General features: G+C 68.9%; 21 protein-coding genes. 1 reads left to right on the top strand and 20 read right to left on the bottom strand.

All coding sequences use genetic code 11. The features are described from left to right. On the bottom strand, positions 1 to 464 hold a 464-nt coding region (locus AC1RVW_RS28580), incomplete at its 3' end, for a hypothetical protein (protein WP_493204011.1). A 182-nt stretch (positions 465 to 646) separates the two neighbouring features. Here AC1RVW_RS28580 and AC1RVW_RS28575 point away from each other — a divergent pair. Next, a complete protein-coding gene (locus tag AC1RVW_RS28575) occupies positions 647 to 1,429 on the top strand; it encodes a response regulator (protein WP_081271723.1) in 783 nt (260 codons plus the stop codon). Between the two features lie 250 nt (positions 1,430 to 1,679). On the opposite strand, the gene AC1RVW_RS28570 is transcribed toward AC1RVW_RS28575, so the two are convergent. From AC1RVW_RS28570 to AC1RVW_RS28480, 19 genes are all read right to left on the bottom strand, one after another. Then, a complete protein-coding gene (locus AC1RVW_RS28570; protein WP_106937328.1) occupies positions 1,680 to 2,360 on the bottom strand; it encodes a response regulator transcription factor in 681 nt (226 codons plus the stop codon). Positions 2,361 to 2,371: 11 nt separating this feature from the next. Beyond that, positions 2,372 to 2,674, bottom strand: coding sequence for a hypothetical protein (locus AC1RVW_RS28565; protein WP_159053744.1), 303 nt, complete (start codon positions 2,672 to 2,674; stop codon positions 2,372 to 2,374). Between the two features lie 171 nt (positions 2,675 to 2,845). Beyond that, complete coding sequence (locus tag AC1RVW_RS28560; RefSeq protein ID WP_493204008.1) at positions 2,846 to 3,259, bottom strand: hypothetical protein; 414 nt, start codon at positions 3,257 to 3,259, stop codon at positions 2,846 to 2,848. Between the two features lie 9 nt (positions 3,260 to 3,268). Beyond that, on the bottom strand, positions 3,269 to 5,383 hold the full coding sequence (locus tag AC1RVW_RS28555) for a TonB-dependent siderophore receptor (RefSeq protein WP_205367983.1): 2,115 nt from the start codon (positions 5,381 to 5,383) through the stop codon (positions 3,269 to 3,271). Positions 5,384 to 5,536: 153 nt separating this feature from the next. After that, entirely contained in the window at positions 5,537 to 5,809 is a 273-nt protein-coding gene (locus tag AC1RVW_RS28550; protein WP_081271728.1) for a hypothetical protein, read from the bottom strand. Between the two features lie 133 nt (positions 5,810 to 5,942). Beyond that, positions 5,943 to 7,424, bottom strand: coding sequence for a hypothetical protein (locus tag AC1RVW_RS28545; RefSeq protein ID WP_493204006.1), 1,482 nt, complete (start codon positions 7,422 to 7,424; stop codon positions 5,943 to 5,945). 14 nt (positions 7,425 to 7,438) lie between these two features. Then, a complete protein-coding gene (tssA, locus tag AC1RVW_RS28540; protein WP_493204004.1) occupies positions 7,439 to 8,656 on the bottom strand; it encodes a type VI secretion system protein TssA in 1,218 nt (405 codons plus the stop codon). Next, positions 8,656 to 12,741, bottom strand: coding sequence for a type VI secretion system protein (locus tag AC1RVW_RS28535; protein ID WP_493204002.1), 4,086 nt, complete (start codon positions 12,739 to 12,741; stop codon positions 8,656 to 8,658). The genes tssA and AC1RVW_RS28535 overlap by 1 nt, the downstream gene beginning before the upstream one ends. A gap of 40 nt (positions 12,742 to 12,781) precedes the next feature. Next, entirely contained in the window at positions 12,782 to 13,543 is a 762-nt protein-coding gene (locus AC1RVW_RS28530; protein WP_493204000.1) for a DotU family type IV/VI secretion system protein, read from the bottom strand. A 4-nt stretch (positions 13,544 to 13,547) separates the two neighbouring features. Continuing rightward, positions 13,548 to 14,876: a type VI secretion system baseplate subunit TssK gene (tssK, locus tag AC1RVW_RS28525; RefSeq protein WP_267898702.1), complete on the bottom strand. Its 1,329-nt coding sequence runs from the start codon at positions 14,874 to 14,876 to the stop codon at positions 13,548 to 13,550. A gap of 20 nt (positions 14,877 to 14,896) precedes the next feature. After that, positions 14,897 to 15,370, bottom strand: a complete 474-nt coding sequence (locus AC1RVW_RS28520; RefSeq protein WP_493203998.1) for a hypothetical protein — start codon at positions 15,368 to 15,370, stop codon at positions 14,897 to 14,899. After that, complete coding sequence (locus AC1RVW_RS28515; protein WP_493203996.1) at positions 15,367 to 16,836, bottom strand: dicarboxylate/amino acid:cation symporter; 1,470 nt, start codon at positions 16,834 to 16,836, stop codon at positions 15,367 to 15,369. The genes AC1RVW_RS28520 and AC1RVW_RS28515 overlap by 4 nt, the downstream gene beginning before the upstream one ends. Further along, a complete protein-coding gene (gene cuyB, locus AC1RVW_RS28510; RefSeq protein WP_493203994.1) occupies positions 16,824 to 17,558 on the bottom strand; it encodes a cysteate racemase in 735 nt (244 codons plus the stop codon). The genes AC1RVW_RS28515 and cuyB overlap by 13 nt, the downstream gene beginning before the upstream one ends. A 13-nt stretch (positions 17,559 to 17,571) precedes the next feature. After that, the gene (locus tag AC1RVW_RS28505; protein ID WP_081271735.1) at positions 17,572 to 18,846 is read right to left on the bottom strand and encodes a dicarboxylate/amino acid:cation symporter; all 1,275 of its coding nucleotides are present in this window, start codon (positions 18,844 to 18,846) and stop codon (positions 17,572 to 17,574) included. A 26-nt stretch (positions 18,847 to 18,872) separates the two neighbouring features. Beyond that, complete coding sequence (locus AC1RVW_RS28500; RefSeq protein WP_234382434.1) at positions 18,873 to 19,892, bottom strand: ABC transporter substrate-binding protein; 1,020 nt, start codon at positions 19,890 to 19,892, stop codon at positions 18,873 to 18,875. Next, positions 19,889 to 20,110, bottom strand: a complete 222-nt coding sequence (locus tag AC1RVW_RS28495) for a hypothetical protein (protein WP_081270804.1) — start codon at positions 20,108 to 20,110, stop codon at positions 19,889 to 19,891. Before AC1RVW_RS28495 ends, AC1RVW_RS28500 begins: the two co-directional genes overlap by 4 nt. A 29-nt stretch (positions 20,111 to 20,139) precedes the next feature. Beyond that, positions 20,140 to 20,529: a DUF4280 domain-containing protein gene (locus AC1RVW_RS28490; RefSeq protein WP_493203991.1), complete on the bottom strand. Its 390-nt coding sequence runs from the start codon at positions 20,527 to 20,529 to the stop codon at positions 20,140 to 20,142. A 3-nt stretch (positions 20,530 to 20,532) separates the two neighbouring features. Next, positions 20,533 to 21,252: a toxin-antitoxin system YwqK family antitoxin gene (locus AC1RVW_RS28485; RefSeq protein ID WP_493203989.1), complete on the bottom strand. Its 720-nt coding sequence runs from the start codon at positions 21,250 to 21,252 to the stop codon at positions 20,533 to 20,535. 5 nt (positions 21,253 to 21,257) lie between these two features. Continuing rightward, a partial coding sequence (locus AC1RVW_RS28480; protein WP_493203987.1) for a bacteriophage T4 gp5 trimerization domain-containing protein occupies positions 21,258 to 21,800 on the bottom strand: 543 nt, incomplete at its 5' end.

The following is a 21,800-nucleotide window of genomic DNA, read 5'->3' as shown; positions in this document are numbered from 1 at the left end:
CCGCCCATCTGTACCCGAAGGAAGCCACCTCCGGTGGGCACGGACGATGCCTGGCGGATGCCGTACCCCGACGCCTTGCCCGCGTCGGCCACCGGCCCTGTCGTGCCGGCAAAGGGCAGCGGCGTGAAGAAGTAGAGCCGCACCTCGCTCTCGTCGCGTTCCAGCAGTTGCGCGAGGTCGCGGCGCGAGCGTTCGGAGGTGAGCCAGCCCTGGCCCTTGGGCTCGGGCGCGCCTGCCTGCAGCGAGCGCTGCAGCAGGCTCGCATTGCGGCCTTCGGCGGCACGGCCCGAGAGCACGCGTGCGATGTCGCCCAGCTCCCACTGGCGCTGCGGCTCGGGCGGCAGCAGCACGGTGAGTGCCAGCGTCACGATCTGCGCCACCACCAGGCCCGCGAGTAACAGGCCGGTGATCTGCAGGGCCAGCGGGGGACCCGGCCAGCGGCGCGCGGTACCTTGGGAGTTCATGGGGCGATGCTGGCACGGACGGCAAGCGCTGTCACGCCGGTGCGGCTCGGTCTGTGCTTGTCCATCGTTTGCTCCCGGCTGTCAGCGGGCTGAGTCTGGGCAGCGCATGTTGCGGCCGGATTTCAGCGTATTTCAATTCATTTCAACGTACGAGGGCTTCGGACCGCGGTGGCGCCCGGCCTATGATCCGCTACCCGATCCGCCGCAACGTGAACCTGTCCACCCGCATCCTCATCGTCGACGACGACGCCGGCATCCGCAGCCTGGTGGCGTCCTTCCTGGAAAAGCATGGCTTCCAGGTCGACGGGGCCGGCCATCCGGCGGAGATGCGCGAACGCCTTGCACAGGCCGACTACGCGCTCATCGTGCTCGACGTGATGATGCCCGGCGAAGACGGCCTGAGCGCGCTGCGCGAGCTGCAGCGCATCGGCGGGCCGCCGGTCATCATGCTGTCGGCCGTGGGCACCGACATTGACCGCATCGTGGGCCTGGAGATCGGCGCCGAAGACTACCTGGCCAAGCCGTGCAACCCGCGCGAGCTGCTGGCGCGCATCCGCACCGTGCTGCGGCGCGCGGCCAAGCCTTCTGCCGCCCAGGCCGCGCCGGCCGTGCGGCAAGCGGCGGGCGATGCGCCTGCCACGCTGCTGTACTTCGCGGGCTGGCGCATCGACCTCGAAACCCGCCTGCTGCACGACCCGAAGGACCAGCCCGTGGACCTGTCCGACGGCGAGTTCCGCCTGCTTCGCGCGCTGGTGGAGCATCCGCGCCGCGTGCTTACGCGCGACCAGCTGGTGCAGTACGCGCTCGGCGCGGAAAGCGATTCGTACGACCGCGCGATCGATGTGCAGATCAGCCGCCTGCGCCGCAAGCTGGCCTCCGGCGAAGCGCGTGCCGACCTGATCCGCACGGTGCGCAACGAGGGCTACATGTTCGTGCCCGCAGTTACGCGCACGCCCGAGGCCTGACCCAACGCCGTCCGGCCGGTGCGGCAAAGAAGCCGCAACACGCTGAAATCCGTGGGCAATGCGCCGGCCGCAAGCTGGAGGCCTCGCATTCATCACACCTATCGATCCATGACCTTCCTCGACTGGCTTCTGGACTGGCGCACCCTTGTCGCGCTGGCCGTGGGAGACGCGGCGCTGATGGCGATGTTCCTGTTGTGGGACGCCAGGCACCTTGCGTCCCTCACATTCACGGTGCTGGAGCAACAGCGCCTCAGCCCAGAAGACCGTGGCGCGACGCTTCGAGGATTGCCTGGGTCCGGGACTTGACCTCCAGCTTGCGATACGCGTTGCGTGCGTGGAACTCCACGGTGTGGATCGAAAGCTCCAGCGCGTCGGCGATCTGCCTGTTGCTCAGTCCGTCGGCAATCAGGCGCAGGAGCTGCAGCTCGCGCGGCCTCAGCCGGCGCGGAGGTTCCGCCGCATCGGGGCGGGCACCGGCACCACGCCGCATCGACACGGCCAGCATGTCCAGCACGCGGCGCGCCACGCGCGGGTCCAGCGCCACGCCACCGCTTTCCAGCGCGCGCAGCGCACAAGCGATCTCCGCGTCTTGCGCATCGCTCAGCAGATAGCCCGTCGCGCCCGCGGCGAAGGCTCGGCGCACCAGGTCGCGGTTGTCCATGTCCGACATCGCGACCACCTGCGCGCGAGGTTGTGCCGCACGTATGCGCGCGATCAGCCGTGCGCCCTCGCCCTGGGGATGAAGCTGCATGTCGACGAACACCAGCTCGAACGAGAAGGCTGCCAGCAGGTAGTTGGCTTCCTCCGGCGTGGACACGTGCGGCGCATGCCGGCCTGGCGCGATCGCGCCGAGGATGCGCAGCATGCGCCGGGCGACCGCGGGGTCGGCTTCCACGAGCAACGCACTGAAGAAGGGCACCGGCCGGAGCATGCGCGAGATGCTCAGAGCGCCGGCTTCGGATGCGCGAGGTGGCCCGCCTTGCGCGCGTGCCTGCAGGTGCCGGCATGCTTGCGCGCGGACGCCGTGCTTGTCCCCGATTCCATGATGGGCGCGAGGGTCGACCGGGCGTAGTTGCCCGCCTCGTCGGTCTCTTGCGCGGTGCAGGTTTCGCTGCCGGCCACCAGCATGCCGGCGACGAGCGCGCCGAACGCCAGCAGGCCCGCCAGCCGCGGCATCCATGCGCTGCGGCGCCAGCCCTGCCGGGCCGTGCGCGCGGCAGGCGCCCTGTTCCATCGCGCTTGCATCGAGCGCCTCTGTGCCTGGCCGGTCGCGACTGCGGTGGGCAGCGGGCCGCTGAATCGGAGCGCTTGCGAAGCGCCGTGTGTGTCGCGATGCCAGGGGCTGTTCATGGCTGCCATGTTGGGCTTCAAAACGGGAGAAAAATTGGACGGCCGGCGCATCGGTTGTGCGCTGCTTCAGCGGTTGAAGCGGCTCGGCCCATGCGGCCAGTCGCCGTTCAGCAGCAGGCCCAGGCCGGTGGCGCGCAACGCCGCGGCCAGGGGGTCAATGAAGAAGCCGCCGACATAGCTTGCCGACTCGGGAAAGCCCTCGGCGCGCGCGACTGTCGGCGCCGGTGCCTGCGCGACAGGTTCCGCATCGCGCTTCGGATCACGCTCCGGCTGAGCCACGCTGATCCACGCGCCCGGCGGGTCCGCCGTGACCGTCATGTACTCGGCTCCCTCGAACTCGTAGACCAGTGCGTACTTGCCGCCGGGCAGCCAGGTGCTGGACACCACGTGTGCCTGAGATGCCGCGTGCGCCGCGCCGCAGGCCATGCCGATGCAAAGCGCGCCGGCTGCCAGAGCCATTCGCTGGAGGAGAGTGTTCATGTGCGGGTCCTAGAAATCGAGCTTCGCGCTCAGGCTGAAGGTGCGCGGGTCGCCGGGCTTGATGTAGTTGTCGTACTGGAACTCCCAGTAGCGCCGGTTCGTCACGTTGTTGATCGCCGCGCGGAAGGTGGTGTTGCGCCCGCCGATGCGCGTGGTGTAGCTCGCGCCGATGTTGGCGACGGTGTAGCCCGGCAGGCTGAGCTGGTTCGACGCGTCGAGCATGGTGCCGCCCGTGTACTTCATGTCGGCCGACAGCTTGAGGCCAGGCACCTGCGCCACGTCGTACCCCACCTGCGCGGCGGCGATCATCTTCGGCGCGCCCGCGACGCGGTTGCCGGTGTAGCTGCTGCCGCGCCGGTAGGAGGCGTCGAGCAGCATCAGGCTGCCGCCGAGCTGCCACTGCGAGCCCAGCCGCGTGGAGGCACCGAACTCCGCGCCCTGGTAGACCGACAGGCCGTCCTGCACCAGCACGTTGGCGCTGTTGGCGTACTCCGCGCCGCGCTCGATGCGGAACAGCGCGGCGGTGGCGCTCCAGCGCTCGCGCTCGGTCTTCAGGCCCAGCTCGTACTGGCGGCTCTTCAGCGGGTTGAGCAACTGGCCGTCGTTGGCGTAGAGGTTGCTCACCGTGCTGCCGGGCTCCAGCGACTCGACATAGCTGCCGTAGAGCGTGGTGCCGGGCGCGGGCTTGAACATGAGCGCCAGCGTGGGCGTGACGACGTCGCTCTTGCGGTAGGTGGCGGTCTGCGTGCCCGTGGTGTCGTAGCCGTTCTGCTCGTAGGTGGTGCTGCGCAGGCCGGCCAGCACCGACCACCTGTCGGACAGCTTCAGCGTGTCGCTCGCGAACAGCGCACGCTGCGTGATGTCGCTGTTGCGGTAGGGCGTGAAGCCGGTGACGCTGGTGTAGCCGTTGGTGTCCTGGCGGAAGATGCTGCCGGTGCCGATCAGCTGGTAGACGGCGTTGCTGCTGTAGTAGTTGACCTGCTTCTGCCACGAAGCGCCCAGCGTCACCTGGTGTTCGAAGCCGCCTGTACGCAGCCTGCCGGTGGCCATGGCCTGCCACTGGTTGAAGCGATGGCCCTCGGCGCTGTCGGAGCGGTAGTCGTCGTAGCTGCCGCTCGCGTCCTGCAGGTAGGCGATGCCTTCGTTGCGGCTGCGCGTGGCGCTGCTGTGGCTGTAGCTGGTGCTCAAGGTCCAGTCGGGCGACAGCTGGTACTGCAGGCCGGTCGAGTAGAGGGTGAAGTCGGTGGACAGGTGCTGCCCCGCGCCCACGAGGCTGGCGTTGTTCGCGCCGATGGTCGCGGGCAGGCTCGTGCCTGTGTAGCTGCCCAGGTAGATCGACGGTGTCTGGCCGGTGGTCAGGCGCTTCTGGTGGAGCGAGTCGAAGGTCCAGGTGAGCTTGTCGGTGAGCCTCGCGTCGAGGCCGAGCGACACCGAATTGCGGCGCACGTTGCCGTCGTTGTAGGTCTTGCCTTCCTCGTGCGTGGCGTTGAGCCGGTAGCCGAAGCGATCGCCGGTGCCGAAGCGCCCGCCCAGGTCGACATGCTCGCTCCAGACGCCGGCGGTCTTGTAGCCGACCTCGATGCTGCGCACCGGCTGGTCGGTCGGCTTCTTCGTCACGTAGTTGACGATGCCGCCCGGCGAGCCGAAGCCGTACATGAAGCCCGATGAGCCCTTGAGCAGCTCGATCTGTTCGAACTGCTCGTAGGGCAGGGTGATGGCATAGCTGAGAAAAGGCTGGCCGTTGATGCGGTAGCCGTTCTGCCAGTCCAGCGGCAGGCCGCGCACCGAGATGTAGGTGGCCCAACTGCTGTAGGCCCCGCTGTTGTCAGAGACCGAGGCGTCGAGCGCGAACACGTCGCCTAGCTTGGACACCTGGCGCTCGGCGATGTCTTCGCTGCGGACCACGGTGGTCGAGAAGGGTGTCTCCAGTTGCGATCGGGTGCCCAGAGCACCGGCACCAGCCTTGGCGCTCAGGTGCTGCGGTGTGTCGTCCTGCGCGTCGGCGGTGACGGTCACCGTCGGCAGCGCTGCGCTTTCGCCGGATTGGGTGGCCTGCGCGTCCTGCGCGTGGGCCCTGCTGCCTTGTGCGGCGGCCCACAGCACCAGCAGGGCGGCTCGCCGCAAGGAAGTGAGTGAAGGGGTGGCGTCGGCGGCGTTCTGGCGTCTCGGGTTCAACGGTGACTCGCTGTGTAGATAAGAATGCCTCTCATCTTCGCGGCCTATCTCGGAGAAATTTGGGACGCCGGCCCAAGGCCCGCCGCAGCGCTCTTTGTCGCGTCAATGCCCGTTGCCGGGCGCCGGGACGAGCTCGCGCTGCTTCAGGAAGTCGTAGAGGCTGACGGCCAGCACCTGCGCGATGGGGATCGGCAGCGTGAGCCGCAGCACCGCGGCGCGGTTGACGGAGCAACGGTCGGAACTGTGGTCGACGCGGCTGGCATCCAGAGTGATGTGGACGCAGCCCGCATTGACCCAGTAGCCCGAGACTTCGTCCGCGAACACCTGCGGTGCATGCAGGTCGTCGAAGTAGGTGGCTTTGGGAGGCTGGGACATGGTGGGGCCGGAAATTGGAAGCCCCGATGATCGATAGCGATCTGGTAGAAAAATGGGCTGTTGCGCTGCTGCTGGTGGGCGCAGGCCGTCGCGCAGCGGCTTGAGCACCGGACAGGTACTGCCGCGCCGCCGACTAGGGCTGCATGTAGTCGAGGGTGCCGATCCGGGTCTGCAAGCGTGCCGCGATGTTGATCAAGCCGGTGGTGGTTGCGGGATCACCTGCAATCTGGCGCCGCAGCACGTCCGCAGGTTGAACGAATGCGGCGTCCGGTGCCGTCGGGTCATGAATGCTCCAATGGGTCGCGATTTCGGGAAATCTCAGCAACCATGGCAACAACACATCGATTTCCTTCTGATGGATGAAGTCGAAAGGCTGGGTCGCGGCAAACTTGTTCTGCGACCATAGCGGTCGCCCGCCTATTCGGCCACCGTCGGTTGGGCTCGCCGGGATCAATCCGCCAACGAGATGCAGCTTGAGCGTGTTGGTAATAGGCACGATGGCGCGCTCGGCGAGTGCATGTTCTATCTTCTCTTGTGCCGTTGGCTGACGCCCCACGATTGGCACTGCGCGAGCGTGCTGGCCCCGCGGACCGTTCATAGGCGTGGCCAGAACACGGCCCGCGCCCGTCGTGGCCGCTTGCGGAATCGCCAACGGATGCCACAGGATCGCGTCCCACGTGAAACGCGCCGTGCTGGCCTCCGCAAGGTCAAGAATCATCAGGTTGATCGGCCATGCCCGCGGATTTCTTGCCGGCTCCGCGTGGAAGATGGCCATGGTCATCACCGGCAGCAGCAATTGCTTGCGTGCGTAGTCCTTGTCGTATCCGCCCGTGCCGGTTGTCAGCGACGGAGACTCCCCCTTCATGAGCGAGCGAACCGCCTTGGCGAGCAAAGGGGAGTGGCGTATTTCATTCCAGGGGGCCGGCCGAGTGCCTCCATAGACGCTTTCGGCACTCTTGGCGTAGATGAGGCCGGGGTCCACCACCCGTTGCGCCAGCAACTGATATTGAGGATCGTGGATCGCGTTTTTGGCGGCCCATTCCTGGAGCAGCAACCTGTCCTTCTCGTCTATGTAGTCGTTGGGATCGTTTGACGCGGCACCCGAGACTTTTGCCATGTCTACCAGGTGTGCGCTCAGGACGGACGCGGTCCAGTTCGCTGGAGGCGTGCCTGTCTTTTCGATCCGCAAGTTCTGCCACGCCACATGGTTGAGCCCGAGCGAAGCCTTGATCACCGAGATTGCAGTGATTGCATAGCGGTAGTTCAGATTGAGCTTGGGCAATCTGCCATATCTGGATCGAAACGCCTTGAGCGAGCTCTCGAGAATGCTTGTGGATTGCAGGTAAGCAGGCCCTACATCCCCCATGTACACCTTGTGGTTCTTGCTGACGAGCCGGCCTGCCATCTTGTAATAGACCATGCCCTCTCGCGTCGACTGGCGCCAGCGTGCGACCCAGGCACCGGCAGTGTCCATGGTGTATGGGGCCGCTGGCGTCCCACCGCCCGCGGGGGCGCCCGGCAGCGCGGCATCCTTCGTCAGTCTTTCGCAGAGAGAGAGCAGGTGCAATCCGTCGACATACAGGTTTTTGCCCGTGCGTTTGAGATAGCGAGGCATGGTCAAAGCTCCGTTCAGGCGTCCGGCCGCACGCCAATGATCGAAAAGAACCGGTTCAGATCCCCGTCCTCGCGCAGCACTTCCTGCATCAACTGCGGCAGCGGCATGCGCCCCCAGGCCACCGCGCGGTTCACGAGGTAGGGCGTGGGGCTGTGCGGCTCTTCGCGCAGCAGGTATTCGGCGGCGAGCTCCAGCAACTGGTAGGCCTCCGCGCGGCTGCCGATGCGGCCGTTGGCGGCGGGTTGCTGCAGCGGCGTGGAGACAACGGCGATGAGAGGGGGCGAGATGGTGTGCAGTGTTTCGCTCATATCGTCTTCCAGTACGCAGGCGGGCGTTGGCGGCAGGGCGGCGGGCTTCGGCTGGTCGCGCGGATCGCGCTCCTGCAGCAGGCTGCGCAGCGCCTGCCGCATGCGTGCCAACATCTCCGCCACCTTCGACAGGCTGGGTGCATCGATGCCCATTCGTTCGTCGAGCAGCGCGGTGAGGTCGCGCCAGGCCTCGGCCGCCAGCGCCACCCGGTCGTCGAGTGCGGCCAGCGCATGCAGCTCGCGCAGGGCGCGATCGAGGATGTCCTGGCGTGACACTGTCTGCGCGCTCGGCTCCTCGATCACTTCCTTGGCGTTCCCCTTGGACTTGGCGCTGCTTGCGGAAGCGCCCGCCCCGGAACCGAACTCGGTGGTCAGCGCGCGCTGCCAGTCGCCGAGGTTGATGAAGGGTGGAGAGAAGTCGGGCCACGCGAGCAGCGGCACGCGCATCAGCAGCACCTGCGCCAACGTATCGTTCGCCCACACGAACGCCGCCGCCCGCATGTCCGCGTCGCCGTCGTCCCCGATGCGCGGGTGCACGCCTTCCCAGAATTCCCTCACCAGCCCTTCGAGCAGCCGCGCGCCGGCGATCAGCCCGTCGATTCCGTGCCGATGCAGCCAGGCCTCGGTGAGCCATGCGGCCACCTGCAGGTCCTTGCTGCGGCGTTGCAGCAGTTCGGTGCACAGCATCTCCGCCGCGCGCCAGTCGGCCTTCTTGAGCGGGCGGGTCCATTCGCCCATCGGCAGGCTGGCGTCTTCTTCTGTGCGCGCCTCGCGGATGCGGGCGTACACGGGGTCGTAGCGCAGCGACGGACCGGCGGGGCCTTCGGTGGTGTCGATGGCCAGCGGCGCAAGAAATGCCGCGATGTCCGGCGCGAAGCCGTCGGCGGCGGCTTCGTTGTTCAGTGGGGAGAGCAGGGCGGCCATCAGGGGGTGTTCCATTCGGGCGCGCGCGCCGGGAAGGCGGCGGGCCATATCAGGGCGTTCTTCTTGCCGGCGGGGCTGGCCGCGACGCGCAGGAACACGCGCGCGCGTCCGCCGGCCGGCGTCTGGGCGGCGTCGCCGGCCGACTGGGCCACCAGCGGGAACTCGAACTTCAGCAGTTGCGAGCGGCCGTCGGGGCGCTGCAGCGAATCGCCTTCGCGCTGCCGCTGTGCCAGCGTGAGCAGCGCCCACGGATCGGCAAAGCGGAAGCTCACGCTCTGGCCATCGGTCAGCAGCGCGGGCTGTTGCGGATCGGCGCGCGCGACCACGGGCGAGTCCTTCGCGATGCGCAGCACCAGCGCCACCGGCATGCCGTATTCCCAGCGCAGCGTGCGCGGCGGGTCGCGCTGCCTGAGCACCTGGTCGCCGACCTCGAAGGACCAGTCGATGATTTTGTTGCCTTCGATCTCGGCCATGGTGTTGACCCGGAAGTCCACGCTCAGGTCGTAGCCCGGCGCGCCGCCTTCGTCGGTCGGGAACAGCGGCAGCAGGAAGTCGCGCGCACGGCTGAACTGGTCGGCGAAGCGGCGCGCCGCCGCGCCCGGCATGGCGGCGGTGCGCACGGCGCCGTCCACGCGGCTTTCCTTCAGCGCGCGCGCCAGCGGATCGAAGGCGCGCGACAGGTCGTTCACGTCCGCCGGGTCGGCCAGGTCGAAGGCGCGCGCGGTGGTGGCCGCGCCGAACGGATGCCGCCCCGCCAGCGAGCGGTTGAAGCGCGTGGAGAACTGCGTCCACAGTTCCTGCTGGTCGCCGTACTGCAGCTCGTAGCAGCGCGCGAGAAGGGCGCTGTAGATCTGCTGGTGGCGGTCGGCGAAGTAGTCGCCGATGCGCGCCGCCGGCGCCTTGCCGGCCAGCTTGGCGGCGCAGGTCTCGCGGTCGATCTCGGCGCCGGTGGTGCCCAGGAACTGCTCGAGCAGCAGCAGGCTGCTGTTCGGGTTCTTCAGCCGGTAGCGCTCCAGGTCGCGGTTGATGGCCTGCCAGCGCTGCGCCAGCACCGAGCCCGCGCCCGCGCCGTCGAGCGCCGCGATGTAGCCGTCGGCCAGCTTGCCCAGCGTTTCGGTGCGGTTGAACTGCTGGCTCAGGTAGGCCGCGAGCGAGCCGGTGTCCGATACGCCGAAGGCCACCAGCATCGGCCCGCGCTCGCCGCGCCAACCCTGGAAGTCGCGCCCGCGCATGGCGTACAGCTCCGACTGGTTGAAGGCCTCGTCCACGGCTTCGAGGCGCTGCAGCGCGTCGCGCGACACCAGCGCGCGCAGGTCTTCGGCGCGCGGGCCGGCGCCCAGTTCGTACAGCAGCGCCTGGATCTTGGCGAGCCGCTGGCGCGAGGCTTCGTAGGCGAGTGCCTGCGTGTCGGTGGCCATCAGCGTGGACGAAACCGGGCGCATGCCGTCGTTCGCGCCGGTCGCGGCCTCGGCCACCTGGTCGACCACCAGTTGCGCGAAGTGCGCGTTCAGCGCGCTCTCCACGGCCGGGCGCACCGTCGGCGGGAAGGCCGTCATGCCCTCGGCCATGTAGCGCTTGCGGATGTCGCCGATCGCCAGGGCCTGGTCGAGCCGCGGCAAGTCCCATGCGGCTGTTGCGCGCAGGCCCGCGCCGGGCAGCTCGCGGTCGCGCGCGGCGGCCATGAAGGGCTGCGCCAGCAGCGCGGTGAGCGCGTCGCGCAGCGCGATGCGTTCGGGCGCCAGCACGAAGCGGCCGTCCTTGTCCTGCCACAGCAGGCCGGGCTGCGCGCCGCCGAAGCGCAGGTTGAACTCGGCGCGGAATTTCTGGAAGGCGTCTTGCGCGTGGCCGCGCACGGCATCGGCCGACTCCTGCCCCAGCAGCCGGTTCTGCTCGATGCGCGCGATGGTGCGGTCGTAGGAGGCACCCAGCACCAGCACTGGCTGGCGCATCCAGCCGCCCTTGCCCGAGGCCACCAGGTCTTCTTGGTCCTTGATGGCGCCGATCACTTCGCGGTAGCTGGCCGTGGTGCGCGCGAAGGTGCCGTTGCCGGCCAGCGAGGGCATCAGCCGCGCCAGTGTTTGCTCCGACACCAGCAGTTCGTTGTTCGCGAACAGCCGTGCATCGAGCTGCGCCGTGCCCTTGTCGAGCGCGCAGCGCAGCGCCGACTGCACCGGCACCAGTGGAATCGACAGCGCATTGCCCTCGGCCGCCTGGCGGAAGTAGCGCAGGTTGCGGCTCAGGTCGGCGGGCAGTTCGGCGCCCAGCGCGTAGCGCACGGCCACGCGCAGGTCTTCGGCATTGCCGGTCGAAGGCTGGCGCAGGCGCTCCACCGCCTGCAGCGCGGCGTCGAGCTGTTCGGCCGAACCCAGGTAGCGCTGCAGCGCACCGAACTCCGGCTGGTCTTCCACCAGCAGGCCGTTCTTGCGCGGCGCGTCGCCGATGGTCCTGAAGCTCGGCGGCAGTCCGCAGCTGGCGCCGACGATGAATTCGCCGGTCGCCTCGTCCTGCTCCACGCCGCTCAACTGGCTCACGCGGGCCATCAGCTCGCGCCGCAGCGTGCTCACCGCGATGTCGCCGAACTCGCGCTCGATGCGCTCGATCACCCGCTCGTTCAGGTCGTCGAAGGGCCGCCACGAGCCCGGCATGAAGAACGAATAGGTGCCGTCGGTGCGCAGCCGCTCGTTCATGGCCAGCAGCGACAGTGCCTTGTTGCGGTACCACGCGGTGGGTATGGCCTCGCCGCGCTGCTGTGCGCGCATGCGGTATTGCGCGTCGTGCTGCAGCTGCGAGAGCGCCGACACCAGCGTGCCGTTGTGCCGGTGCAGCTGCCAGGTGGCCACCACCAGGCCGATGCCCCAGCCGCCGAGGAAGATCACCGCCGTCCAGCGCAGCGCGCGGTGCAGCACCGGGCGCGCCAGCGTCTGCGTGCGCGACGGCCGGGTGAGGCCGTATTCGAGAAAGATCTTCTTCTCGAACAGGTCGCGCAGGAACGCCGGCTGGCGCATCAGCTGCGCGATCAGGTCGCCGCCGATGGGCTCCAGGTCTTTCCGGCCGTAGGCGTCGTGTTCGGCGTCGATGGCGGCCACGGCCTGCGCCGATTCGCCGGCGTCGCCGGTCAGGTAGATGCCGCGGAAGAAGAAAGGCTCGTGGTAGGCGCTCGGGCGCATCAGCTCGTCGACGTACAGCTGCAACTGGCCGCGCAGCGCCTCGATGCGCGAAGGCAGCAGCAGCTGCGGGCCGGCGCCCTGCGGCGCGGTGTCGGTGGCGAACAGTTCGGCCGACACGTCGGACACCGAACGCACCACCGTGCCCACGGCTTCGTCGACCCAGCCCGGCTGGTAGGTGGTCGACAGGTCGTAGGGCGAAGACCAGCCCAGCATGCTCGCGCGCAGCGGCTCGGGCAGCGCGCGCGCGAAGGCGCTGAAGCCTTCGAGCTGTTCGGCGCCGGTGATGAGCACATACACCGCGAAGCGCATCGCGAAGCGGTTCTGCGCGAGCCACAGGCGGCGGTGCGCGAGCTTGGCGCGCTTGGAGAGTTCGAGCCGCCCGTCGGTGCTGTCGTCCATCAGCAGCGCGGCGGGAATGGTGATGACCACCGAGTCGAACGGCCGCTGCGGCCGGTAGGCGCGGCACATGCCGAGGAACTCGTCCCACGGCTTCTCGGAGGCATCGTCGTCGTCGGGCGAGCCGAGGTAGGCGCCCTGGATGTCGATGACCACGCCGCGGTCGAAGAAGTGCCACGAGATGCCCTGCGTGGCCGCGGCCGAGGCAGACTCGGTGCTCAGCGCGCTGGCCACGCCCGACTGCTCGATGGGCAGCTGGCGGTGGTCGTCGCCCTCGTTGAGCAGCATGATCCATGGAATGCCGTAGCGGTCGGCGCGCGAGGCGATGTTGCCTTCGATCAGCTCCACCGCCTGGCGGAAGGAGCTGCGCAGCGAGTCGAAGCGGATGCGCGCGACCTTCGGGTCGCTCGAAGGCTTGGCGTGCGAACGCCGCGCGGCAAAGTACAGCACCATGCCGAGCACGAGCAGCACCACCAGCGTCAGAACCGCGATGGAAATGAGAAAGAGCTGGTCCGTCAGCATGGCGACGACCTCCTGGGGCTCGTTGAATGGCGCATGTCGTTCATCGCTGGTACGCCCCCGATGCATCGACCGCACCCGGCTGCAGCACCTGCCGCACCGGCCACGACTGCCACAGCCACAGCAGCTCCGACACCGCCAGCAGCGTGGCGGCGCTCAGCAGGAACAGCACCGTCCAGCGGCTGAGCGTGGGCAGCTTGCGCGGCGCGATGTGCGAGAGCGTGCTGGCATAGGCCCGCTCCGACACCACGCGGTCGCGGCCCGAGAAATCGGCCGGCCGCTGGTAGACGAACTGGAACAGCTCCTCGCGGTAGCCGAGCAGCCGCGCTTCCTCGCTGCCGCCGCGGTATTTGCCCTGGAAGCCCAGGGCCAGCGCAAAGAGATAAAGCCGCGCGATGTCCCGCTTGGAGGGCTCGCGGCCCGACAGCAGTTCTTCGATGCGGCTGAACACCAGGTCGCCCGCGATGTTGGTGCGGAACAGCGAAGACTCCAGCAGGTGCGCGGTCCAGCGCTCTCGGCCGATCCACGGCGTGTGCAGCAGGATCTCGTCGGCCAGCGCGGCCTTCAGGTAGCGCGCGTCGGCCACGTTCTCGAGCTCGAAGCGGGTGCTGTCGCGGCGCGATTCGAGCGACTGCAGCTCCAGCAGGTTTTCCAGGTGGCGGGCCAGCGACTGCGCCACCAGGTCGGGGTCGGTCTCGCGCGAATCGGCGGTGCGGTCGCGGGCCTTCACGATCTCGTCGTAGAAGGCGCGGAACTGCTTGGTGATGTGGTCGTCGACCGCAAGGTCGGGAAGGGTGCGTGCCATGGGGTCAGTCCTTGATGAACAGCACGATTTCCTGCGGAGGCTGCGCGGTGGCGCCTTCGTTGGCGTTGGCGATCACCAGCAGCTCGCCGGGCACGGTGAGCGCGGCGCTGGTCTGGATGGCGTAGAGCAGGTAGCCCGAGCCGGGGCGCAGGCCCAGTTCGTCGGCCGACTCGATGGGGCGGCGCACCGCGCCCAGCACGCGGCGTTCGCGCAGCGACGGATAGGCCGACTGCGAACCGACGATGGCGCTGTCCATCCAGGCCAGCAGGTCCTTGTCGGACTGGCCGCGCAGGCCGATCACGATGCGCGCGCCCGACAGCCACTGCGGCTGCAGCGTGGTCTCGAAGGCGCCGTGGCGGAACTCGAACTTGTGCTCGCGGTACTCCTGGCTCACTTCGGACACCGCGTCGCGCAGCGCCAGCAGCAGCGGCTGGAACACGAGCGAAGGGTTCGCATGGTCGTAGTCCATCGGCACCGGCGGCAGGCCGCCGGGCCGCAGCAGGCTGAGCGAGGCCAGCAGCGCGCACAGCGACCAGTACATCGGCAGCGGATGCAGGTGCGGCGTGCGCAGCACGGCCTCGGCATGCGGCAGTCCCGACAGCAGGCTGCGCAGCCGGTCTTTCAGCTCCAGGTGCGCGAGCCGGTCGTCCACGCGCGAAGACGGCACTGCCGTCTGCTTGGCGACGAAGGCGGCCTTGCCGCGCAACTGGCCCAGCAGGCCGGCGGCGGCCGTCCACAGCGGGTTGTCTCGCGCCACTTCCAGCAGTGGCGGCTGCGCGTCGCCGAGCTTCACCACCTCGTTGTCCTTGAAGACCTGGCCCAGCCGCAGGTGAACATGCGTTCCGGGCGGCACCGCGCCCGCGCTCAGCGCCAGGCGCGGCAGCATGCGCGGAATGTTGGCGGGCTCGGCGTCGGACACCGCGTCTTCCACCGGCGCGCCGGCCACCGAGCGAAAGCGCACGGTCGCGGAGCGGTGCCGCGCGGGCGCGTTCACGGGCAGCGTGAGGTAGATGTCGAGCGGCTCGTTGGCCAGCTGTTCCTGGTGCGGCGCGAGCGACAGCTCCAGCGCGCCGTGCGCGGCCTCGGCGGCCGAGTACTGCACGGCGGTGCCGTCCGGCAGGATGGCTTCGAGCGCGAGCACGCGCAGCATGCCGGCGGGCAGCAGGCCCTGGTCGAAAACCAGGCGGCGCACGCCCCAGCTGAAGGGAGCGGCGGCCAGCGTCTGCCAGGCCACGAGGGAGTCCATGCGCGCGGAGAACTGCTGGAAGTGCTGCGGCGACAGCAGCATGCCTTCATGCCACTCGACGCGGTCGGTGATGGGAGCGGTGTTCACTGTTGAAAGGTCCGGGTTGCTCAACGCGTGGTCGACACGTCGAAGCTTTGGATGTCGAAGCGCGCGATGACGGCGCCCTTGAGGTCTTCCACCCGCACGCGATTGGCGCCGGGCGTGGTGTAGTTCGCGAAGACGAGCACGGCCGCCACGCGCGGCGAGCCGATGGCGCTGGCGGGCACGCGGATCGTCTGCCCCGGCACCAGCTCCCAGGAGAGGTAAGACAGGCTTTGCGGGAAGGTCTTCTGCAGGTCGGCGCGCGCGCCGAACCACTTGGCGGCGGAGAGTTCGGTGACGCGGGCGAGCATGGCCTCGTCGAGCACCATCACCACGTCGACCGCCACCGGGCTGTTCTGGTTGGCGTTGGACGCGGCCGACAGCGTGAGCTCGCTCCAGTCCACGCGCGTGCCCTTGGGAAAGAGGCTGCCGCATGCGGCCAGTTGCGCAAGCAGCAGCGCGGCGGCGATCCATCTGAAGAAAGTCGAAGTCCGGTTCATCGCGATATTCCAGGGTTCGCCGCGGCGGAAGTCGCGTACGCGGCGGGGGGCTGCACGGCCTGCCGCGCACCCACGGCAATGCCCATCAGCAGGATCAGCAGGGAAGCCAGCACGCTGCAGCCCGCCAGCAGATAGACGTTGCCGCGCGTGAGCACGAAGCGCAGCGGCTGCACGGGCGCCGCATGGGCGGCGGGCGCGGCCACGCGCTCCGACGGCAGGCCGGCCGACACGATGGCGATCAGCGCGCAGCTGGCCAGCAGCGTGAGCAGGTTGCGCGGGCCTTCGCAGATCAGGTCGATGGCCAGGAACAGCGCCAGCGCGGCTTCTATGGGCAACTGCAGCAGCGACAGCACGATGCCCGCGTAGCCCACGTTGGTCAGGCTGTTGTTGCCGGCCGAGGCGAAGGCCGCCACCGTGGCGCCGGTGCCGATCATTCCGATGTCGGCCGCGCTCAGCGTGCGGTCGTACAGGTTGGCCACGAACAGCGCGAGCAGCACGTAGTAGAGCGCCGAGCCCGCGCGCAGGAACACCGAGGCCGTGGGCACCACCAGCTCCACGATGCCGCGGCTGAAGCCCAGGCGCGCGCTCATCGCCTCGATGGTGTGCGGAATGCTGGCGGTGGTGCTCGACGACACCAGGCTCACCAGCATCGGCGTCTTCAGGTGCTGCAGCACCTCGACCAGCGGCTGGTTGCCGCGCCGGTGGATCACCCAGATGGCCGCCATGCCCAGCAGCGCCACCAGCACCACGAAGTGCAGCAGGAAGCCGCTCATGGCGCGGATCGTCACCGCGTCGGTCTGCGAGAACACATGCGCCGACATGCCGAAGGCCACCACCGGCAGCAGGATGTTGGCGCGCGCGATGATGAGTTCGAGCGTGCGGTAGATGCCCTCGAACATGTGGTTGAGCGCGTTGTGCTGCGTGCGCGCCAGCGCCGCGAAGGCCAGCCCGAACAGCAGAGCGCAAGAAAGTATGCCCAGCGAGCGCCCCTCCACGAGCACGCGGAAGAAGTTGTCGGGCAGCAGCGTGGCGCGCGGGCGCTCCACCGGCGTGGCCTGCACGCCGCCGTCGTACAGCCGCATTTCCATGTCGCCGCCGTCGCCGGCCTTCTGCACCAGTTCGCCGAGGTGCTCGCGCAGGTCGGCGTCGAGGTGCGCGCCGGGCGAGTTCACCCAGCCCAGTGCCAGGCCCGTGCCCGCGCAGCTCGCCACCAGCAGCAGCGCCAGGCCCGCGATCATCGCGATGCGCCGCGCTGGAAACGGCAGCCCCATGGTCTGGCGCAGGCCGAAGAAGGTGGCCACCACCAGCAGCGGAATGGCCGCCATGCTCACGATCGACAGGTACACCTGCGCCGCCGTGTAGGCCACGTCGCCCAGCGCGGGCGCGAAGATGCCCGCGACGCCGCCTGCCGCCATGCACATCAGCAGGGCGAGCAGGCTGTGGGACATGCGCGTCAGGAAACCCATGTCGGCTTGTTCCATCCCTTGTCGAGCGCGAAGGCCACGGTGGCGCGGGCCAGCTCCAGCGAGCTGTCGATCAGCGTGAGCGCGCTGTGATCGGCGGCGTGCGCGGCGTGGGCTGCGATGGGAAGTTCGGTGCAGCCCATGATCACGGCGGTGGCGCCGGTGGCGGCCAGTGCTTGCAGCGCAAGCTCGAAGGCGGCCGCACCGGCCCGCACGTCGCCGGCCTTCACGGCGCGGATGCAGGCGTCCACATGGTCCTGGCCGGTGGCGGCATCGGGAACGAGGAAGTCGATGCCGCGCTCGCGCAGCGCCTCCTGGTAGAAGCCCGAGGCCAGCGCGCCGCGCGTGGCGAGCACCGCCACCCGCGCCGCCCGGCCCGCCGGCGCGGTGGCGATGGCGGCCACGCACGACTGCGCGATGTGGATCACCGGCGCGCGGCTGTGCGCGACCATCTGCGCGTACCAGTGGTGCGACGAGTTGCAGGGAATGGCCACCACGCCCACGCCGATGCTGTTGAGCACGTCGATGCCGGTCAGCAGCGCGGCCAGCGGATCGGGCCCGGTGCCCAGGATGGCGCTGGAGCGGTCGGGCACGTGCGGCAGGTTGGCCACGATCACCGGCAGGTGCTCCTGGTCGCGCGTGGCGGGCGTGAGCTGGATGATCTTTTCCATGAAGTCCACCGTGGCCGATGGACCCATGCCGCCGAGAACGCCGATGCGTGACATGAGCGCGTGTTCCCTAGATCTTCAACGGCCGCGGGCACACGACGGCCACGGCCGCGGTGTTGCCGATGACCAGCACCAGCGTGCGCAGCATGTCGCACACCGGGTCCACCGCCAGGAACAGGATGAACGCCGCCTCGAAGGGCAGGCCCAGGTAGGTGCAGGTCATGCCGATGAGCGACACGGTCACCAGCCCCGTCATGCCCGCCGATGCGAAGCCCGCGAGCACCGACGACGTGAGCACGATGCCGATTTCCACCGGCGACAGCGAGCGCCCATAGATCTGCGCGATGAAGAGCGTGGCGCACACGTAGTACACGACCGGCCCGATGCGCAGCAGCGACACCGTGAGCGGCACCAGCAGCTCGACCCGCGAGCGCGCGAAGCCCAGCCGCGTGACCAGGCTCTCGATCATGATCGGCATGCAGGTGGCGCTGCTGCGCGTGGCCAGCGCCAGCGCGAAGGGGCCGCGCAGCGCATTGAGCGTCTGCCCCAGCGTGCCGTTGGAGCGCTTCCAGATGATCACCGCGGCCACCACCAGCAGCAGCACCGACACCACCAGGAAGGCCACCACGAAGGCGCCCATCGCCCGCAGCGGCTCTATGCCCGTCTTGCCCAGTTGCGCCGCGCTCATGCAGAACAGCACCACCGGCAGCGGAAAGCTCAGCCAGCGCATCAGCGTCTGGCAGGCGTGGTAGACCGTCTCCAGCGCCTGCGTCAGGCCGTCGGAGATGCGCGTGGGCACATGCCCCACCGCCAGGCCGAACAGCAGCGCGAACACCAGCGTCTTCAGCGTGTCGCCGTTGGCCAGCGCCGAGAAGATGTTGGCCGGCACCAGGCTCACCAGCAGGTCGGCGAAGCTGGCGGTCTTCTTCACTTCGTCCACGCCGCGCAGGTTCATGGCCGTGTCGCTGGCGCTCAGGTCGCCGCCGACGATCTGGCCGAAGGTCTGCATGGTGGTGCTGGGCAGGTTCTCGCCCGGGCGAAGAATCAGCAGCGTGGCCGCGCCGGCAATGGCCACGAAGGCCGAGAACGCCAGGAACACCAGCGCCACGCGGCCCAGCAGGCTGGCGGTGCCGCCGTCGCGGAACAGCCGCTGCAGGCTGAAGATCACGGCCGAGACCATGAACGGCAGGGTGATCATCTTCAGCAGGTCGACGTAGATGTCGCCCACGAAGCCCAGCGTGGTTGCCAGCGCGGGCGCGAGCATGCCGAAGGCGACGCCGGCGCCCAGGCTGATGATCACGACCCAGGGGTTGAGGACGAAGGCGTAGAACTTGGAGGAATTCATGATGGGTGCGAGTGCGTTGCGGCGGCTCAGCGGTCGAGCGCCTGCAGCACTTTCTGGATGTCCAGCTTTTCGGTGCGCTGGGCGAGGAACTGGTTGACGTAGGCCAGCAGCGTGGTGTCGGTCACGGCCACGCCGATGCCCAGCGTGTCCTCCAGGTCTTTCAGCGTCACGGTGCGCAGCACCAGCGAGACGGTGGGGTCGGCCTTGAGCACGCGCTTGACCTCGAACTCGTCGCGGTAGGCGCTCACGATCTCGCCCTTGTAAAGGGCTGCGAGCACCTCGTTCCAGGTCGCGAATTCCTGCACCTTGGCGTGCGGGAAGTTGGTGCGCGCGTAGTCCGCGAACGACGACTTCGCGATCACGCCGATGCTGCCGTCGAAGTTGCGGATGACCTCCGGAAGCGGCCGCCCGCGCGAGAGCTGCGCGAACTTCACGCGGTTCAGGATCAGCGAGTGGTTCAGCGTGAGGTAAGCGTCGCTGAAAGCGATCGTCTGCGTGCGCGCCAGCGTGCGCGACAGCTTGCTGATGGCCAGGTCGGCCTGGCCGTTGGCCAGCAGGTCGACCACCGCGTTGAAGGTGCCGGCGTCGCGGTTGATGCGCAGCTTGACGCCCAGCTCCTTGGCCAGCGACTGCGCCAGGCCCACTTCGAGACCGGTCCACTGGCCGCTGTCGTCGAAGAAGAAGAACGGCGGCGTGTCGACCTTGAGCATGGCGACCACCAGCTCGCCGCGCATCACGATGCGCGCGATGTCGGGCGCCAGCAGCCGCCCGTCGGGCACGCGCACGAGGCCGTTGGTGAGCACCGGCGCGGGGGGCGCGGCCGGTGCGTCGGCCGCGGGCGCCGCAGGCGCCGCCACCGGCGCTGCAACTGCCGGAGTGGTGAGAACACCCTGCGCCACGGGGCGTTCGCCCGCGGCGCCGGCGGCACTGCTGGCGCACAGCCCGGCGAACGCCAGCAAGGCGGGAAGGGCAAGGCGGCGCAGCGCGACGTGCATGCCCGTGAGTTGTCGTGCGTTGTTCGACATGCTTGGAATCACTTTGGTCATTGGGTGGGGGCGGCGGGAGCCGGCGCGGGCGAAGGCAACGGCGAAGAAGAAGGCATCGGCGCGGGCGCCGCGACGGCGGCGGCGGCAGGGGCGGGCGTGGGCGCCAGCAGCTTGCCGATCTCGATGCCCATCAGGAACAGGAGAACGCACAGCAGCACCAGGCAGACCGCCGTGATGGCGACCATGCGGGAGCTCATCGTGAAAACGTATTGCGACATGGGGTGGGCGGAGATAAGCGGTGACCGGTTCAGGGAACCATGGAAGTGAATTGGCCCGGCACCACGACCTGGATCACGCCGCCCCAGCTGCAGGCGAGCTTGGAGCTGTCCTGCAGGGCGGGCATGTTGCCGAGCAGCACGGTGGGCGAGCCCGGCGCCCACGGCGCGGCGGTCACCGGAATGCAGGGCATGGGCGTGAAGGCGCCGAGCGCGGCGGCGGTGGCGGCCGCCACCATCGGGTTCGCCATGCTGTTGCAGGTGCCGAAGGGCAGGATGTTGACGAAAGGCTTGTTGTCCATGATGGTGGCCGCCGGCACGCTGCTGGTGACCACGCCGGCCACGGGCAGCACGCCGAGGGTGGAAGGCGCGGCGCCGAAGCTGCACTGCAGCGTGGCGCCCATGCACACATGCATTCCCATGGCTCAGCTCCCCCTCACGAGTTTTTCCAGGCTCTTCATGAAGCCCGGTGGCGCGGTGGCGGCCACGATCTCGCGGCCGGCGTCGTCGAAGCGGCGCGGGCTGCCCCAGGGCTTGCCCTGGCGGTAGGCGATTTCTTCCATCAGCTGGCCGTTGGGCCAGAAGCGCCGCAGCGGCCCGTGCAGCACGTTGGCCACGTAGGTGGACGACTGCGCCACGCCGCCGCCCGGCAGGTAGTCGAGCACCTCGCCGTCGAGCAGGCCGGCGCGGTAGTTTTCGCGCCGCACCATGCGGCCTTCGTGGAAGTAGGCGGCGTCGCCGTCGAGCCGGCCGGCCACGTAGCGCAGCCGCGCGCTGACGTCGCCCGACTCGGCATAGGACACGGCCTCGCCGTGCAGCGCGCCGCGCACATGCGTCTGCGTCTGCATCAGCTTGCCGCTGGGGTAGTAGCTGCGCGTGACGCCTTCGGCCACGCCGCCCACGCGCTGGGTTTCCTGCAGCAGCTGGCCGCGCTCGTCGAACAGGCGCATGGCACCGTGCGGCAGGCCGGCCTGGTAGGCCGCGTCCATCGCCGGCTTGCCCGGGGCCGAAAACACCTGCATCGGACCGTGCGGCACGTCGCCCAGGAAAGATGCGCGCACCACCGTGCGGCCCGCATCGTCCACGGCCTCGCGCACCTCCGCGCCGGGCGCGGATGGAAGAGGCGAGGAAGAAGGAAGAGCCATGGCGTTCAATTGATCTTCACCAGCCCGCCCTTGAGCGTGACCATGCCGCCGCCTTCGACGGCGTTCATGCCCGATGCTTTGCTGCTGATCGACGGCGCCTCGTTCGACAGCGAGGCGCCGCCCTTGGCCGACAGCGCCACGCCGGCCTCGGCCTTGAAGTTGACGCCGGCATTGGCGCCCAGGTCGGTGCCGGCCTTCAGGTCCAGCGTCTGGGCCGACTTGATGAGCAGCGTGCCCGTCACGTCGATCACCAGGTTGCCCGTGACCTTGAGCTCGTAGTTGCCGGTGACGGTCTGCGTGAAGTTGGCCTTGTTGTCGTGCGTCTCGTTGCCGATGACTTCCAGCGCGCGCGTGCCCTTGACCGAGTGGGTCTCGTTGCCCGTGTCGACCTTGACGGTGCGATTGCCCTTGGTGACGGTGTGGAGCTCGTTGCCGGCCAGCACCGTGGTGGTCAGGTCGTTCTCGATTTCCGCCAGCATGTCTTTCTGCGCATGCAGGTAGAACTGCTCGGCGTCCTTCTTGTCCTCGAAGCGCATCTCGTTGCCGGC

It is taken from the genome of Variovorax sp. MPBD4-3 (assembly GCF_058809745.1).
The sequence above is the reverse complement of the archived record's forward strand: the minus strand, read 5'-3'. Positions and strand labels throughout refer to the sequence as shown.

What these genes read in the sequence shown, in the direction of transcription:
- AC1RVW_RS28575 (WP_081271723.1), top strand. Translation starts at nt 647, where the DNA reads ATGATCCGCTACCCGATCCGCCGCAACGTGAACCTGTCCACCCGCATC.
- AC1RVW_RS28570 (WP_106937328.1), bottom strand. Translation starts at nt 2,360, where the DNA reads ATGCTCCGGCCGGTGCCCTTCTTCAGTGCGTTGCTCGTGGAAGCCGAC.
- AC1RVW_RS28565 (WP_159053744.1), bottom strand. Translation starts at nt 2,674, where the DNA reads ATGCAAGCGCGATGGAACAGGGCGCCTGCCGCGCGCACGGCCCGGCAG.
- AC1RVW_RS28560 (WP_493204008.1), bottom strand. Translation starts at nt 3,259, where the DNA reads ATGAACACTCTCCTCCAGCGAATGGCTCTGGCAGCCGGCGCGCTTTGC.
- AC1RVW_RS28550 (WP_081271728.1), bottom strand. Translation starts at nt 5,809, where the DNA reads ATGTCCCAGCCTCCCAAAGCCACCTACTTCGACGACCTGCATGCACCG.
- AC1RVW_RS28545 (WP_493204006.1), bottom strand. Translation starts at nt 7,424, where the DNA reads ATGCCTCGCTATCTCAAACGCACGGGCAAAAACCTGTATGTCGACGGA.
- tssA (WP_493204004.1), bottom strand. Translation starts at nt 8,656, where the DNA reads ATGGCCGCCCTGCTCTCCCCACTGAACAACGAAGCCGCCGCCGACGGC.
- AC1RVW_RS28535 (WP_493204002.1), bottom strand. Translation starts at nt 12,741, where the DNA reads ATGCTGACGGACCAGCTCTTTCTCATTTCCATCGCGGTTCTGACGCTG.
- AC1RVW_RS28530 (WP_493204000.1), bottom strand. Translation starts at nt 13,543, where the DNA reads ATGGCACGCACCCTTCCCGACCTTGCGGTCGACGACCACATCACCAAG.
- AC1RVW_RS28520 (WP_493203998.1), bottom strand. Translation starts at nt 15,370, where the DNA reads ATGAACCGGACTTCGACTTTCTTCAGATGGATCGCCGCCGCGCTGCTG.
- AC1RVW_RS28515 (WP_493203996.1), bottom strand. Translation starts at nt 16,836, where the DNA reads ATGGGTTTCCTGACGCGCATGTCCCACAGCCTGCTCGCCCTGCTGATG.
- cuyB (WP_493203994.1), bottom strand. Translation starts at nt 17,558, where the DNA reads ATGTCACGCATCGGCGTTCTCGGCGGCATGGGTCCATCGGCCACGGTG.
- AC1RVW_RS28505 (WP_081271735.1), bottom strand. Translation starts at nt 18,846, where the DNA reads ATGAATTCCTCCAAGTTCTACGCCTTCGTCCTCAACCCCTGGGTCGTG.
- AC1RVW_RS28500 (WP_234382434.1), bottom strand. Translation starts at nt 19,892, where the DNA reads ATGACCAAAGTGATTCCAAGCATGTCGAACAACGCACGACAACTCACG.
- AC1RVW_RS28495 (WP_081270804.1), bottom strand. Translation starts at nt 20,110, where the DNA reads ATGTCGCAATACGTTTTCACGATGAGCTCCCGCATGGTCGCCATCACG.
- AC1RVW_RS28490 (WP_493203991.1), bottom strand. Translation starts at nt 20,529, where the DNA reads ATGGGAATGCATGTGTGCATGGGCGCCACGCTGCAGTGCAGCTTCGGC.
- AC1RVW_RS28485 (WP_493203989.1), bottom strand. Translation starts at nt 21,252, where the DNA reads ATGGCTCTTCCTTCTTCCTCGCCTCTTCCATCCGCGCCCGGCGCGGAG.